Below are 13,443 nucleotides of genomic sequence, written 5' to 3'. Positions count from 1 at the left end.
GTCGCAATCATGTCCGACTTCATCCCCAATCCCGAAGATATTCCCGTCGTTCTGCTTGCGGGAGGCCGTTCCAGCCGCATGGGCGCAAACAAGGCCTTTGCACTCCTTGGCGGTGAAAGCTTGCTCGCTCGCATCGCGTCGAAGGTTGGGCAACAACAGCGCAAACCGATCGCGCTGAATGCGGATGCCGATTGGCCAGACGCCATGGGGATGCGGCTTATTCCGGATAGAATTCCCGGTAAATTGGGGCCGCTCGCAGGTGTGCTCGCCGCGCTGCAGGATGCGCAGTCGCGTTACCGAGAGACCTCGCATGTCGCCACCATCCCCATCGACACCCCGTTCTTTCCTCCCGATCTTGTCACGCACCTTGCTCGCGTCATTCACGGCCCTGATGAGATTGCCATTGCAGCATCGCTCGGCCAGGATCATCCTGTTTTCGGTCTCTGGCCCGTCTCCGCCGCCGCGGATCTGGAGCGATGGATCGTCTCCGACGACAAGCGGCGCGTAAGAGATTTCCTCGCCCGGCATAAGGTGCGGCAGGTGGAATTTCCCGCGATCGAAACGGCGATCGGGCCTCTCGATCCCTTCTTCAACATCAATACACCAGCCGATCTCGCCGAAGCGGAGGCATGGCTGGCAGCTTTGGAAAGCAGGTCATGACGAAATCTCGGCCCAAGATCTTCGGCATTGCTGGCTGGAAGAATTCCGGCAAGACAGGGCTCGCCGTGCGGCTGGTCACCGAGTTCACCCAGCGCGGCTACCGGATCTCGACCATCAAGCACGCACATCATGATTTCGATATAGACAAGGTCGGCACCGACAGCTTTCGCCATCGTGAGGCGGGCGCGCATGAAGTCACCATCGTCTCCGGCACGCGCTATGCCATCATGCACGAATTGCGCGGCGCGCCCGAACCGAGCTTCGAAGAAATATTGGCGCGTCTTGCCCCTTGCGACCTCGTTCTGATCGAGGGTTACAAGCGCGAACCCATACCGAAGATCGAAGCCCGCCGGCTGGAAGCGGCAAATCGCGAGCCGCTCGCCCCACAGGACCCTCACATCGTCGCCATCGCCGCCGACCATCCGGTGGAAGACACCGGTCCTCTCGCCGTTTTCGACCTCAACGACACTCTCGCCATCGCCGATTTCATCGCTGCGAAAGTTGGCCTCGGCAAACCGACGAAATAAAAAGGCCGCCGGTTTCCCGGCGGCCCCTGCTCTGAATGTAGCCAATGCTTACTGATTGGACGCAACCGGGCGCACCAGCGGCGTGATGCGGCGGATGGTGACGCGGCGGTTTTCCTGCGACGGTCCGAGCGTATTCACCTTGAGATACTGCTCGCCATAGCCCTGGGTGACCAGGTTTTCGGCCGGAATGCCGTAGACATCCGTCAGCACGTTGGCGACCGATTCGGCGCGGCGATCCGACAGGATCAGGTTGCTCTCGGCCGAGCCGACGGCATCCGTGTGGCCTTCGATCAGGAAGGTTTCGGTCGGATCACGCTTGACGATCTTCGATATGCCGTCGGCGACACCGCGCAGGGTGCTCGCCTGCGACATCGGAATGTCGGCACTGCCCGTTGCGAAGGTGATGGTATCGAGGTCGATACGGCGGATCTTGTCGCGGATACGAGCCGAATAACGGACTTCGTTGACCGAATAGATACGCTCGACCGGCTCGACCGGCGGCTCGCGCAGGAAGTCGTAGTAGTCGGCATTGCGGTTCGATGCCGTGTCGATGATGTACTGGCTCAGCGGAATGAGCAGTCGCATCGGCGGCAGGCTATCGCCCGGATCGCGGAAGTAGTCGTCATTGTCGGGACGATCTTCCAGCTCCGGCGAGTAGAACAGCACATATTCGCGGCCGCTGGCGTCGATGCGCGAGCGCTGGATGATGTCGCCGTAGCGGTTGCGGATCGTGACGACGCGATCGCCGTCTGGCTGATCGATCGTCTCGCGATAGCGGTCACGCGGCAACTGTTCGTAGACCGGCCGTTCGCCGCCACGAATGAAACGCTCGCTGTCATCGTGACGAACGACATAGGTGTTGTCGACATTCACGATGGTCCGGTTGTCCTGATTGATGATGGTCTGGACCGTCGTTCCCTGCGGCGGGGCGAAGTCCGGCCGGCGATCGATACGGCGACCCTGCTCGCTGGTCACGGCTTCGATCTTCACCGGCGGCTGCGCCTGGCCGCCACCTGTGACACGCTGAGCCTCGGCATCGGATGTCGGCGGCTTGGTATAAGCCGGAGGCGGTTGCTGGCCGGGCGCGTTCTGCGCCTGTCCATTCTGGCCCTGGCCTTGGCCGGCCTGCCCGCGACCACCCTGCGCGCCGGGAGCGCCGGGGTTCTGACCGTTGTTCAGGTGATCGCCTCGGCGAACCGCGCCCTTCTGGCTGTCGAGAACCGCGCTGCCGTTTTCAACCGGCAGGATGACCGGGCCGTTGGCAGAAGCCGGGTTCTCGGCAATCTTCTTGCGGCGCTCCAGTTCCTGCGGCGAAACCTGCTCGGCCGGAGGCACCTGGATTTCGCCAGCCTGCTGGCCATTGCCGTTGGCGGCGGGAGCCGTTGCACCACCTTGAGCCGGCGTCGCGGCACCATTGGCCGGCTGCTGCTTGCCAGGCTGCGGCGCCGCCGGGTTGCCAGCCTGGGCGGGCTGTCCTTGCGGCGTGCCCTGCTGGGCCGGCTGCTGCGGATTGACGGCGGGCTGCTCGCCCTGCTGCTGGTTCTGCGGCTGCTTGCCGTGGGTCTTGTCCCCACCCTGCTTCTGCCCCTGCTGGGCGCCAGGTGTCGCCGGCGTTCCGGGCTGCGTTTCGGGCTGTGCCTGTGTCTGAGGCTGCGCCTGCGTTCCCGGCTGTGCTTTATGTCCCTGGGCGGGCTCACCGGCCGGTGCCGGCGGCTGCTCGGCGGGCTGCTTTGCCGGAGCCTCGGTCTGACCTTGCTGCTTGGGATGGGTGTTCTGTTCCGGCTGCGCCTGCTTTCCAGGCTGAGCCTCCTGATTCGGCTGTTCGCTGGCGGCAGGAGCCTGCTTCTCAGCCGGCGCCGGCTGCTGCACCTTCGCACCAGGCTTGGCCTTCGGCTCGGGCTTGGCTTCCGGCTGCGCTTCCGTAGCAGGTTGCTGCTGCTCTACCTTCGGCTGCGGCGCTTCGGCCGGTTGCTTGGCTTCCGGCTGCTTTGCCTGCGGCTTCGGCTGCGGTGCCTCTGGCTGTGCCTCGGGAGCGACAGCCTTTGGCTGCGGTTTGGCTTCGGGCTGTGCCTGTGGCTCTTCGGCCGGTTGCTGGCGCTGCTTCTTCGGCTCGGGCGGAGCCTCTGCAGCCGGCTGCTGCTTCTGCGGCTTCGGCTGCTCCTGCTCTGCAGGTTGCTGACGCTCGGCCTTCGGCGGCTGGGCTTCCGGCTGTTGCTGCTTCGGCGCCTTTTGCTGCGGCTCGCCTTCCGGCTCGGCCTGCTTCATCTGGTGCTGCTGCTCACCGCCACCCTGATGCTTCTGGCCCTCTCCGCCTTCGGCAGGCTTCTTGTGCTTGAGCTGCTCTTCATCGGGCTGAGCTGCCGGCGCTTCCTGCTGCGCCACCTCGAAACTGGCGTTGGGAGCCATCGCGGCCGCATCGCCGATGCCGTTGTTCAGCGGTGCGATGGGCTGTTCGCGAAGCGCCGCCGCTGCTGCCGGCTCGAAGGCGAGCGATAGCGAAAGCAGCGGAAACGCGGCGCTGGCAAATAGTCTGGATCGCTTTCCCATATGGGGTCTCCTCTTATGATCTTTGTCCGCCGAATTGCGAATCTCAGCGGGCAAGGCGATTGCCCCAAGATCCCGGCCAATTTTCGGTTCTCATGAGGCTGAATCGCGGCAGGCCGCTATATGTTCCCGCACTATTAGGTTGCCGCAATTAACCCTGGCTGAACGCAGTGGATGGTTTTCGTTCAGGTTTCCCTGTGGCGGGCCTGCATTGCGGCGGCATTGCGCAAAGGCGGGTTGCCTTCGTAATTCCAGTTGCATTTTCCAGAAAAAAAGTACGAATATCGCCGCAAGGCGGGCCACCGGCCCGCTCCACTCGAGCCGTCTGCCAAAAACAATAATGGGCTGCCGGCCACCAACAGAGAGGGTCAATATGCGCATCTCCACTCGTCTTTTTGCCGCCGCATCCTTTGCCGCGATGTCGCTCGTCGCCGGCGCGGCGCTTGCCGACGGCGACACGATCGTCTTCGGCACCGACGCGACCTACCCGCCCTTCGAATCGCTGGAAGCAGGCGGCAAGTTCGTCGGCTTCGACATTGATATAGCCAATGCGCTTTGCGATCAGATGAAGGTCAAGTGCAGCTTCGTGAATCAGGATTTCGACGGCATCATTCCGGCCCTGCAGGCCAAGAAGTTCGACGCCATCATCTCGTCCATGTCGATCACGCCGGAACGCGAGAAGATCGTCGACTTCACCAACAAGATCTACAACACGCCGCCGGCGATCGCCGTTCCGAAGGATTCGACCATCAAGGAAGCGACCGATGAAGCCCTGAAGGGCAAGTCCATCGGTGCACAGTCCTCCACGACGCACGCCAACTACGCGACCGTCCACCTGAAGGACGCCGAGCTGAAGCTCTATCCGTCGGCCGACGAATACAAGCTCGACCTCGGCAACGGCCGTATCGATGCCGCCATCGACGACGTCGTCGTGCTGTCGGAATGGGTGAAGTCGGATGCCGGCAGCTGCTGCAAGATGCTCGGCACGCTGAAGATCGACCCGGTCGTCAACGGCGCCGGCGCCGGTATCGCTATCCGCAAGGGCGATACAGCCCTCAAGGACAAGCTGAACGCCGCGATCACTGCGATCCGCGCCGACGGCACCTACAAGAAGATTCAGGACAAGTACTTCGATTTCGACGTCTACGGCGACTGATCGCCCGTCGATTCCCTGGGAAAAGATGACGGCGGAAGCTTGCTCTTCCGCCGTTTTTGTTTGACAACGAGAAGAATATAAGCAGAAACGCGGCAAAAGCCGCTAGGGGAAATACAGCATGAGCGGATTGTTTTCCGCCCTCGGTTCGTTTTGGACCTGGTTGACTACGATTTTTGACCCATTGTGTGGTCCGGCCGGTTTGTTCAGTGTGTTCTTCCAGAACACGATGCTGGCCTGCGGCGATACCGGCTGGGGAGATGAACTGGCCGGCGGCCTGAAGGTTACGATAGCCGTCTCTGTCGCGACGCTGCCGCTCGGGCTGGTCATCGGCTTCTTCGTCGCACTCGCGCAGCAATCGGAAGAAAAGTCGCTGCGGCTTGCTGCCGGCGTGTTTACGACGATTTTCCGTGGCCTGCCGGAGCTGCTGACGCTCTTCATCATTTACTACGGAATGCAGATCCTGCTGCAGTCGGTACTTGCCAAATTCGGCTATGACGGTCCGATCGAGATCAACGCCTTCGCGGCCGGCATGATCGCGCTGGCGATCGTGTTCTCGGCCTACTGCTCGGAAGTGCTGCTATCGGCCTTCAAGGCGATACCGAAGGGCCAGTATGAGGCGGGCGATGCTCTCGGCTTCCACCGCGTGCGCACCATGCGGCTGATCATCATACCGCAGCTCGTTCGCATTTCCCTGCCGAATCTCGGAAATCTCTGGATGAATCTGTTGAAGGATACATCCTATGTGTCGATCATCGGTCTTGCCGATATCATCCGGCAGACGGGCATTGCCGTTCGCTCCACAAAGGCGCCCTTCACCTTCTATTCTATCGCTTGCCTCTTCTATCTGACTCTGGCCGTGATCTCTTCGATCGGCCTCTTCTATCTCGATCGATGGGCCAAACGCGCGGAGGTTCGTCGATGAGCCATGCCGAAGTTCTGATAGCGGCGCAGCCTGCGCCGCCAAAAACGGCCAGGAAAGTGTCCAAATCCGCCATGGCGGGCTATTTCTTCCTGACCCTGTGGGCCATTCTCGGCATCGCCCTGATAGCCATGATCGTCACCGGCTGGGATGTCGACAAGCTCCAGACCTATGGGCCTCGGCTTCTGCATGGCCTCTGGATCACGGTAAAGCTGGTCGCCACATCCTTCATCCTAGGCGCGATCCTGTCGATACCGCTGGCCTTCGCCCGCATGTCGAGCAACAAGGTTCTGAGCACCTTGACCTATTGCTATGTCTATCTGTTCCGCGGCACGCCGCTGCTGGCTCAGATTTTCATGGTCTATTACGGCTTCCCGAGTTTTCGCTGGTTCTTCGAGGATATCGGCCTCTGGTGGTTCTTCAAGGACCCCTTCTATTGCGGCGTCTTCGCCATGACGCTGAACACGGCAGCCTATCAGACGGAAATCGTCCGCGGCGCCATTCAGAGCGTGCCGAAGGGCCAGACGGAAGCAGCAAGCGCGCTCGGTATCCATACATGGATCGCCTTGCGCAAGATCATCATTCCACAGGCGCTCATCGTCGCACTGCGTCCCTACGGCAATGAGATCATCCTGCTGATCAAGAGCTCGGCCACTGTCTCCATCATCACGGTCTACGACCTGATGGGCGAGACCCGCTATGCGTTCTCACGCACCTATGATTACCAGATCTATCTCTGGGCAGCGATTTTCTATCTGGTGATCGTCGAACTCATGCGCAACGGCTGGGCGCGGATGGAAGGCCGGCTGACCCGACATCTCAAGCGCTGATCTGATAAAAGGCGGCGTTTGAAGCGCCGCCTTTGGCAGCACTCTCGCATCATCGCTGCCAACACATTGATTTCTGTGAATAAATTTCCTTCATGACAGTTTTGTAAAGCTTGAGTTTACCATCAGCTGTTTCCATATCTCTGTGACCATGAGTCACGAAAAAATGGGAACGGAAAGAGAAAGCTCATGCACGACGACATGCAAAAGCAGTTGCAGGGTTATGGGTTGACGACGGCACAGATTCTTTACCGCCTGCCCGATCACCCGCAATTTCTCCAGACCTATATCTGGCAGGACTACGACCTCGCCCCGAACTTTCCCGAAATGCGCGGCTTCCTGAAATTCTGGCAGGAAACGCTGGACGGGCCGCTCCATTCCGTGCGCTATGTCCATCGCAAGCTGATTTCAGCGACCGAATGGCGCGCCGTAAAGGGCGAATTCATCCTGCACTAGACATCAGGCAGGGGCAAACATCGTCTGAGCAGCGACCGGACGTCCTCAGACATGCGCCTCGCCATGCACGAAATCCCCGTCATCCGGCCCGCGATGGAGCGTGCCGTAAAGAATGGCGGCATAGAAGGCCGCAACAAGGATGATGACGATGAAGCCGGGCATCGGTCCAAGGGCCGCGTTGTCAACGATATAGTTCCACGAATGCGCCAGCTCCCGCGCCAGGCCATCGGTCTGAAGCCTTGGCGTCGAGATTTTCAGAATCCAGGCAAGCAACAGGATCGCATACATCCAGCAATAATTGCGCCGCAGCCGCCGCTGCGCCGCCTCGGCATGACTGAGGAGCAGCCGAGGCGATCGCAGGCTGGCGGCGATCGGCAGCGCCCAGTCGGAGGTAAGCTCGGCTTGCGGCGCCAGGATTTGTGCAAAATAATGCCGCTCCAGCTGCCGCACCCGCGAGCGGTAGACATCGAAGAAGCGATATCGACGCGCTTCGATCATGAGCAGAAGCGTGATCAGCATCATACCGAACAACAGCACGCCATGATGCGACGTCGGTGTCGACAGCGATACGGAAAGCAGAGCCGCGGTTACCGTAATTGCCCAGTTCGACGTCCGGTCGATGCGATCGCGCCAGCTGGTCATCCGTCCCAGTTCGCCCCGGTAGTAATGGGTCAATGTATTGGTGACCTCGGCCGACGTTGCCGGCAAGGCGGGACGCGCGCGCTCCGCCGCGCCACCTGCCTGGTTCGGCGCAGTCAATTCGGTGTCCATTGTCGTTCCTCCCTTATTTATTGTTCTATCCGGATAGCGCCCCCCAACTCGCCTTTGCCGAAGGCGATATTCTGCGCCTGTGCGGCAAGCATTGCAAAAGCTGAGCAAGCGTCTTAATGCCTCCGTGACAAAAGGAAGGGCCTGTAATCATGGCAAAGAAGAAGATCGACGAAGACGCGCTGGCGGAAGCCTATAACCAGGCCTTGGCGCTGGAGAAGGCGGGCGATATCGACGCTGCCGTGCGGGCCTATGAAAAGGTGCTGGCCCTCGACCCGGAGGATCATGGCGGCGCAGCCGTTCGCATCGCCTCGATGGGACGCGGCGAAACGCCGGTCAAGGCGCCGGACGCCTATGTCGAAACCCTGTTCGACCAGCATGCCGAGGTTTTCGAAGACGTGCTGGTGGAGCAGCTCGGCTATCACGTCCCGGTTCTCGTACGTCAGCGCCTGCAGGCGCTCGGCCTCGGCCCCTTCAAGCGCATGCTCGACCTCGGCTGCGGCACGGGCCTGACGGGCGGTACGCTGCGCGATATCGTCGAGGATATCACCGGCATCGACATTTCCGAGAACATGGTCGAAGTCGCCCATGAAAAGGACATCTACGAAACGCTCTTCGTCGCCGAAGTCGAGGACTTCCTCGACGACAATGATGAGGATGCCTTCGATCTGATCACCGCGACTGACGTTCTGCCCTATCTCGGCGCGCTGGAGCCCCTCTTCTTCGGCACCGCCGAAAACATGACGCCGGGCGGTCTCTTCATCTTCTCCTCCGAAACCCTGCCTGAAGCGACCATGGCCGGACGCCCCTATATGGTCGGCGTGCATCAGCGCTTCGCCCATTCGGAAGCCTATGTGCGCGAACGGCTGAAAGCGACCGGCTTCGAACTCATTGAGATCACCGATATCAACGTCCGCATGGAAGATGGCCAGCCGACGCCGGGCCATCTGGTCATTGCGCGCCTGATTGCCGATTGAGACGAAACATGCCGTATGGAAAATAGTTATCCATTTGGATAACCATTTTCTTGCGCCGTGACCAACGAGCTGATACTTAGCCATTCAGATAAGTTTCAGATCGAGCCTTCATATAGGAAAGGTCGCCGCATGTCCCTTATTCTCTATCAGCATCCCCTCGCCTCGTTCTGCCATAAGGTTCTGATGGCGCTTTATGAAAACGGGACACCGTTCGAAAGCCGCATCATCGATCTCGGCAATGCGGAATCGCGCGCCTCACTGATACGCCTCTGGCCTCTTGCCAAGTTTCCAGTCCTGCGTGACGAAGCACTCGACAGCACCGTTCCCGAAACCAGCATCATCATCGAATATCTCGACCGGCATTATCCCGGCACAACGCAGCTGTTGCCGACCGAAATTTCGGATGCCTTGTGCGTCCGGCTCTGGGATCGCTTTTTCGACCTATATGTGCAGGAGCCGATGCAAGCGATCGTCGCGGACGTGCGCCGTACAGACGAGAATCGGAGCTCGCAGAGCGTAGCCGAAGCGCAGTCACTGCTACGCACCGCCTATGGAATGATCGAAAAGCAGCTGGACGGAAAAATCTGGATCACCGGCGATAGCCTGACCATGGCTGATTGCGCCGCCGCACCAGCCCTATTCTATGCCGAGACGCTCGTTCCCTTTGGCGAAGAGCATGGCCGGCTGAAGGCCTATTATCAGCGCCTCCTCGACCGCCCGTCCTTTGCGCGCGTGCTCAAGGAAGCCATGCCCTACTTCCATTTTTATCCGTACAGCGAGAAACTGCCGACTCAGTTCCGGCCGGAAAAGCCGAATGCTTGAGGAGACACAGGCACTCGACCGGATGTTCCAGGCCCTATCAGACCAGAGTCGGCGCGGCATGATCGACCGGCTGGGCCGCGGTCCTGCTTCCGTGACCGAACTGGCGCAGCCGCTCGACATGGCGCTGCCGACCGTGATGAAACATCTGCAGGTGCTGGAGACGAGCGGGCTGGTGCTGTCGGAAAAGGCTGGCCGGGTGCGCACCTATCACCTGCGCAAGGAAGCGCTGGCATCCGTCGAGCGATGGATCGCCGAGCACAAGGCATCCTGGAACCAGGCCTTCGACCGGCTCGACCTGTTTCTGGCAGAGACATCGACGGAGACGACAGACGAATGAGCGAACGATCGACCGAACACACGACCATCACCATAGAACGCCATTTCAAGGCGCCGCTGCCGAAGGTCTTCAATGCCTGGGCAATCCCCGAGCACAAGCGGCAATGGTTCGGCTGTCATGAAGACTGGAAACCGTTGGAATCTCAGCTTGATTTCCGCACGGGAGGCAGCGAAAGCAACCGTGTCGCCTCCCCGGACGGTGTCGTTCATGCGTATCAGGCGCGCTACATCGATGTCGTCCAGAACCAGCGCTTCATCTATGCCTTCGACATGATGCTCGATAACGTCAGAATTTCCGTGTCGCTGGCAACGGTCAACTTTGCTGCGGAGCCCGGCGGCACGAAGATGATCTTCGTCGAACAGGTTGTCTTTCTCGACGGCTACAGCGACAACGGTTCGCGCCTCATGGGCACGGAAATCGGTTTCGACAATCTCAGGCTCTACGTCGAGGGAGACGACAGCAGGCCGAATTAACTCCGTGCGTCACCCAGAATTGCCGCCAGCAGCTGCCCTTCGAGCTCTGCCAAGGCCGGATTGCCGTGGCGGCGGGGATGCGGATAGGGAACATCAAGATCGAGCACGATCCTGCCCTCATCCAGCACAACGACCCGATCGGCCAAATGCACGGCTTCGCTGACGTCGTGCGTGACGAGCACGGCGGTAAAGCCGAGCTCTCGCCAGACGCGGTTCAGCAATTCCTGCATGCTGATGCGGGTCAGCGCGTCCAATGCGCCAAGCGGCTCATCGAGCGCGAGGATACCGGGCTTGCTGACCAGCGCGCGGGCAAGCGCCACGCGCTGCTTCTGGCCACCGGAAAGGCTTGAGGGCCACTCGCCCGCTTTCTCTGCCAGCTGCACCTCGGAAAGAACGGCAGCGGTCTCCTTCCGCGAAATATCCTGCGGCACGCCATCACCGAGACCGACCGCAACATTATCAGCGACGGAAAACCAGGGCAGCAGGCGCGGCTCCTGAAAGACGATGCGCGTATTCGGCTGCGCGTCGCTGCCATCGGCCGCCTCGAAGCGCAGGTGGCCCGCGCTCGGCTCTTCCAGCCCCATCAGGATGCGCAGCAGCGTGCTCTTGCCGCAGCCGCTCTTGCCGATGACGGCGACGAATTGCCCGGCAGGAATATCGAGATCGATGCCGCGCAGGACACGGTTGTTGCCAAAGCTCTTCTCCAGGCCCTTGATATGGATGGCAGCGGCACCCGCAACCTGCGGCGTGATATTTGCAGTCTCTGCCCGTGGACGATCTATCGCGATGGCGCTCATGGCAGATTCCTCAATTCTGATAGGCCGGGTTCCAGCGCAAGGCTCTGCGCTCGATCACCCGTGCGACGACGTCGGCAAGCTTGCCGAGGATGGCATAGATGACCAGCGTCAGGACGACGACATCGGTCATGCCGAACTCGCGGGCATTGTTGGCCATGTAGCCGATGCCTGACGATGCGGCGATCGATTCAGCCACAATCAGCGTCAGCCACATGATGCCGAGGGCAAAACGCAAGCCGACGAGAATGGACGGAAGCGCGCCGGGGAAGATGACTTTCCGGAACAGCGTCCAGTTGCTCATGCCATAGACCCGCCCCATCTCGATCAGGCCGCGGTCGACATTGCGCACGCCGTGATAGGTGTTGAGATAGATCGGGAAAAGCACGCCGAGCGCGGTCAGGAACAGCTTGGATTCCTCGCCGATCCCGAACCAGAGAATGACGAGCGGCACCATGGCAAGGTGCGGAATAGTACGCAGCATCTGCAGCGTCGTATCGGTCAATTGTTCCGACAGCCGCGAGACTCCGTTGGCGATACCGAGCAGAAAGCCGATCGAACCGCCGACCAGCAGGCCGGCAAAAGCGCGACCGGCGCTGACGAGGATATTGTTCGGCAGCTGCCCGGAAATCGTGGTCTGCCAGAAGGCGACCACGACAGCCGCCGGCGATGGCATGATGCGGGTGGAGATCCAGCCGAACGAGGAGCCGAGCTGCCATGCCGCAATGACGACGACTGGCAGCAGGAAGGGCAGGAATCTCTGCAACGAGATGGCCTGCCGAGCCGCCTTGGCCGAGCGTGCGCGGCGCTCCGAGCCGACGCGGACGAAGGACGTGTCGAATGCCGACATGGGGATCTCCCTTTTGAGCTGGCGTTACGAGCCGGAAACGACCTTCAGATTGCCGCCATGGCTGCCGCCGGCAAAAATCTGCTTGGCGCCGAACTCGTTGCGGAACCCGGCACGCTGCTCATCACGCTTCAATCCCAGTTCGGGGAACAGAAGCTCTGCAACACGATAGGCTTCTTCCAGATGCGGATAGCCGGAGCCGATCACGGTTTCGATGCCAAGCTCCTGATATTCGCGCAGCCTTGCGGCAACCGTCTTGGGAGAACCGACCAGAGCCGTACCGGCACCAGCACGGACCAGCCCGACGCCGGCCCACAGGTTCGGCGACACTTCCAGCTTGTCGCGCTGGCCGCCATGCAGCGCCGCCATGCGCTTCTGCCCGACCGAATCGGACTGCTTGACGAACTGTTCCTGCGCCTCGCGGATGGTCTCGTCATCGAGCTTCGAAATGAGCTTGTCGGCCGCTGCCCACGCCTCCTCATCCGTCTCACGGACGATGAAATGCAGGCGGATGCCGAAGCTGACCTCGCGTCCACGCTTGGCGGCGGCGGCCCGCACCTTTGCAATTTTCTCAGCAACCTGCGCCGGCGGCTCGCCCCATGTCAGATACTTGTCGACGCGACCGACCGAGAATTCGATACCGGCATCGGAAGAGCCGCCGAAATAGAGCGGCGGGCGCGGTGCCTGCACCGGCGGCAGGCCGAGCCTTGCGTTGGTCGCCTTGATATACTTGCCCTCGAAGGTGGACGACCCCGTCTCCAATAACTCCTCCCAGACATGGAAGAATTCATCGGCATGGGCATAGCGTTCGTCATGCTCGAGATGAATGCCGTCACCGGCCAGCTCCGCCGGGCTGCCGCCAACGACGATGTTGAGCAGCACGCGACCATTCGAGACGCGATCGAGTGTCGAAGCAAGGCGCGCATAATAAGCCGGCGACGCCGTACCCGGGCGGATCGCAACCAGGAACTTCAGCTTCTGCGTATGCGCCGAAAGTGCGGCCGCCGTCACGAAAGACTCTTCGCAGGAGACACCTGTCGGAAGCAACACGCCGGTATAGCCAAGCCGATCGACCGCCTGCGCGATCTGCTGGAGATAGCCGATCTCCGGCCCACGGTTGAGATCGGTCGTGCCGAGATAGGTGCCGTCGCCGGAGGTCGGAATGAACCAGAGGAAATCGATGGGTTTTGCGGTCGCGGTCATGAAGCTTCCTGCCTTCTGGATGCGCGTGGTCGGGAGCCACTTCCCGATGCTCGATCTGGATAGTGGCATAGACTATCGATTATATCGACAATATAGATTTTCAAATCGCCGGTGTTTGACGAAATATTTTTGC

At 60.7% G+C, this 13,443-nt stretch carries 15 protein-coding genes; 10 read left to right on the top strand and 5 right to left on the bottom strand.

Translation table 11 applies throughout. The features are described from left to right. The first annotated feature begins 9 nt into the window (after positions 1–9). Entirely contained in the window at positions 10–660 is a 651-nt protein-coding gene (mobA, locus tag GA0061103_RS25910; RefSeq protein ID WP_092716249.1) for a molybdenum cofactor guanylyltransferase MobA, read from the top strand. Continuing rightward, entirely contained in the window at positions 657–1,187 is a 531-nt protein-coding gene (gene mobB / locus GA0061103_RS25905) for a molybdopterin-guanine dinucleotide biosynthesis protein B (RefSeq protein ID WP_092716248.1), read from the top strand. The genes mobA and mobB overlap by 4 nt, the downstream gene beginning before the upstream one ends. A gap of 48 nt (positions 1,188–1,235) precedes the next feature. Here the strand turns inward: mobB and GA0061103_RS25900 are convergent, their stop codons facing one another. Further along, positions 1,236–3,734, bottom strand: a complete 2,499-nt coding sequence (locus GA0061103_RS25900; protein ID WP_092716246.1) for an OmpA family protein — start codon at positions 3,732–3,734, stop codon at positions 1,236–1,238. Positions 3,735–4,104: 370 nt separating this feature from the next. Between GA0061103_RS25900 and GA0061103_RS25895 the strand changes: the two genes are divergently transcribed. The 4 genes from GA0061103_RS25895 to GA0061103_RS25880 all read left to right on the top strand — a co-directional run bounded on the left by GA0061103_RS25895 (position 4,105) and on the right by GA0061103_RS25880 (position 7,089). Then, positions 4,105–4,887: a lysine/arginine/ornithine ABC transporter substrate-binding protein gene (locus GA0061103_RS25895; protein ID WP_092716244.1), complete on the top strand. Its 783-nt coding sequence runs from the start codon at positions 4,105–4,107 to the stop codon at positions 4,885–4,887. Positions 4,888–5,005: 118 nt separating this feature from the next. Next, positions 5,006–5,809 carry an ABC transporter permease gene (locus GA0061103_RS25890; RefSeq protein ID WP_092716242.1) on the top strand — a complete coding sequence of 268 codons (804 nt, stop codon included), beginning with the start codon at positions 5,006–5,008 and terminating at the stop codon, positions 5,807–5,809. Then, entirely contained in the window at positions 5,806–6,636 is an 831-nt protein-coding gene (locus GA0061103_RS25885; RefSeq protein WP_092716240.1) for an ABC transporter permease, read from the top strand. Before GA0061103_RS25890 ends, GA0061103_RS25885 begins: the two co-directional genes overlap by 4 nt. 186 nt (positions 6,637–6,822) lie before the next feature. After that, positions 6,823–7,089: an usg protein gene (locus tag GA0061103_RS25880; RefSeq protein WP_075850725.1), complete on the top strand. Its 267-nt coding sequence runs from the start codon at positions 6,823–6,825 to the stop codon at positions 7,087–7,089. A gap of 45 nt (positions 7,090–7,134) precedes the next feature. Here GA0061103_RS25880 and GA0061103_RS25875 read toward each other — a convergent pair whose 3' ends face one another. Next, positions 7,135–7,860 (bottom strand): DUF2270 domain-containing protein, encoded by a 726-nt coding sequence (locus GA0061103_RS25875; protein WP_092716238.1) that lies wholly within the window; start codon positions 7,858–7,860, stop codon positions 7,135–7,137. Between the two features lie 149 nt (positions 7,861–8,009). Here GA0061103_RS25875 and GA0061103_RS25870 point away from each other — a divergent pair, with 149 nt between their 5' ends. From GA0061103_RS25870 to GA0061103_RS25855, 4 genes are all read left to right on the top strand, one after another. Further along, positions 8,010–8,834, top strand: a complete 825-nt coding sequence (locus tag GA0061103_RS25870) for a methyltransferase domain-containing protein (RefSeq protein WP_092716236.1) — start codon at positions 8,010–8,012, stop codon at positions 8,832–8,834. A gap of 129 nt (positions 8,835–8,963) precedes the next feature. Next, positions 8,964–9,656: a glutathione S-transferase family protein gene (locus tag GA0061103_RS25865; RefSeq protein ID WP_092716234.1), complete on the top strand. Its 693-nt coding sequence runs from the start codon at positions 8,964–8,966 to the stop codon at positions 9,654–9,656. After that, positions 9,649–9,993 carry an ArsR/SmtB family transcription factor gene (locus tag GA0061103_RS25860; RefSeq protein WP_092716232.1) on the top strand — a complete coding sequence of 115 codons (345 nt, stop codon included), beginning with the start codon at positions 9,649–9,651 and terminating at the stop codon, positions 9,991–9,993. Before GA0061103_RS25865 ends, GA0061103_RS25860 begins: the two co-directional genes overlap by 8 nt. After that, a complete protein-coding gene (locus GA0061103_RS25855) occupies positions 9,990–10,466 on the top strand; it encodes an SRPBCC family protein (protein WP_092716231.1) in 477 nt (158 codons plus the stop codon). The genes GA0061103_RS25860 and GA0061103_RS25855 overlap by 4 nt, the downstream gene beginning before the upstream one ends. On the opposite strand, the gene GA0061103_RS25850 is transcribed toward GA0061103_RS25855, so the two are convergent. Genes GA0061103_RS25850 through ssuD form a run of 3 tightly spaced genes read right to left on the bottom strand, consistent with a single transcriptional unit; the run spans position 10,463 to position 13,310 of the window. Then, positions 10,463–11,263: an ATP-binding cassette domain-containing protein gene (locus tag GA0061103_RS25850; RefSeq protein WP_092716229.1), complete on the bottom strand. Its 801-nt coding sequence runs from the start codon at positions 11,261–11,263 to the stop codon at positions 10,463–10,465. The genes GA0061103_RS25855 and GA0061103_RS25850 overlap by 4 nt on opposite strands. A gap of 10 nt (positions 11,264–11,273) precedes the next feature. Further along, a complete protein-coding gene (ssuC, locus tag GA0061103_RS25845) occupies positions 11,274–12,110 on the bottom strand; it encodes an aliphatic sulfonate ABC transporter permease SsuC (protein WP_092716227.1) in 837 nt (278 codons plus the stop codon). Between the two features lie 24 nt (positions 12,111–12,134). Next, entirely contained in the window at positions 12,135–13,310 is a 1,176-nt protein-coding gene (gene ssuD / locus GA0061103_RS25840; RefSeq protein ID WP_092716503.1) for an FMNH2-dependent alkanesulfonate monooxygenase, read from the bottom strand. Between the last annotated feature and the right edge of the window lie 133 nt (positions 13,311–13,443).

The sequence above is a fragment of the Martinezella multihospitum genome (assembly GCF_900094585.1).
Classification (GTDB): Bacteria; Pseudomonadota; Alphaproteobacteria; order Rhizobiales; family Rhizobiaceae; genus Rhizobium; species Rhizobium multihospitium.
Note: the sequence above shows the minus strand (reverse complement) of the source record. Positions and strands in the feature narration are given on the sequence as shown.

What these genes read in the sequence shown, in the direction of transcription:
- mobA (WP_092716249.1), top strand. Translation starts at nt 10, where the DNA reads ATGTCCGACTTCATCCCCAATCCCGAAGATATTCCCGTCGTTCTGCTT.
- mobB (WP_092716248.1), top strand. Translation starts at nt 657, where the DNA reads ATGACGAAATCTCGGCCCAAGATCTTCGGCATTGCTGGCTGGAAGAAT.
- GA0061103_RS25900 (WP_092716246.1), bottom strand. Translation starts at nt 3,734, where the DNA reads ATGGGAAAGCGATCCAGACTATTTGCCAGCGCCGCGTTTCCGCTGCTT.
- GA0061103_RS25895 (WP_092716244.1), top strand. Translation starts at nt 4,105, where the DNA reads ATGCGCATCTCCACTCGTCTTTTTGCCGCCGCATCCTTTGCCGCGATG.
- GA0061103_RS25890 (WP_092716242.1), top strand. Translation starts at nt 5,006, where the DNA reads ATGAGCGGATTGTTTTCCGCCCTCGGTTCGTTTTGGACCTGGTTGACT.
- GA0061103_RS25885 (WP_092716240.1), top strand. Translation starts at nt 5,806, where the DNA reads ATGAGCCATGCCGAAGTTCTGATAGCGGCGCAGCCTGCGCCGCCAAAA.
- GA0061103_RS25880 (WP_075850725.1), top strand. Translation starts at nt 6,823, where the DNA reads ATGCACGACGACATGCAAAAGCAGTTGCAGGGTTATGGGTTGACGACG.
- GA0061103_RS25875 (WP_092716238.1), bottom strand. Translation starts at nt 7,860, where the DNA reads ATGGACACCGAATTGACTGCGCCGAACCAGGCAGGTGGCGCGGCGGAG.
- GA0061103_RS25870 (WP_092716236.1), top strand. Translation starts at nt 8,010, where the DNA reads ATGGCAAAGAAGAAGATCGACGAAGACGCGCTGGCGGAAGCCTATAAC.
- GA0061103_RS25865 (WP_092716234.1), top strand. Translation starts at nt 8,964, where the DNA reads ATGTCCCTTATTCTCTATCAGCATCCCCTCGCCTCGTTCTGCCATAAG.
- GA0061103_RS25860 (WP_092716232.1), top strand. Translation starts at nt 9,649, where the DNA reads ATGCTTGAGGAGACACAGGCACTCGACCGGATGTTCCAGGCCCTATCA.
- GA0061103_RS25855 (WP_092716231.1), top strand. Translation starts at nt 9,990, where the DNA reads ATGAGCGAACGATCGACCGAACACACGACCATCACCATAGAACGCCAT.
- GA0061103_RS25850 (WP_092716229.1), bottom strand. Translation starts at nt 11,263, where the DNA reads ATGAGCGCCATCGCGATAGATCGTCCACGGGCAGAGACTGCAAATATC.
- ssuC (WP_092716227.1), bottom strand. Translation starts at nt 12,110, where the DNA reads ATGTCGGCATTCGACACGTCCTTCGTCCGCGTCGGCTCGGAGCGCCGC.
- ssuD (WP_092716503.1), bottom strand. Translation starts at nt 13,310, where the DNA reads ATGACCGCGACCGCAAAACCCATCGATTTCCTCTGGTTCATTCCGACC.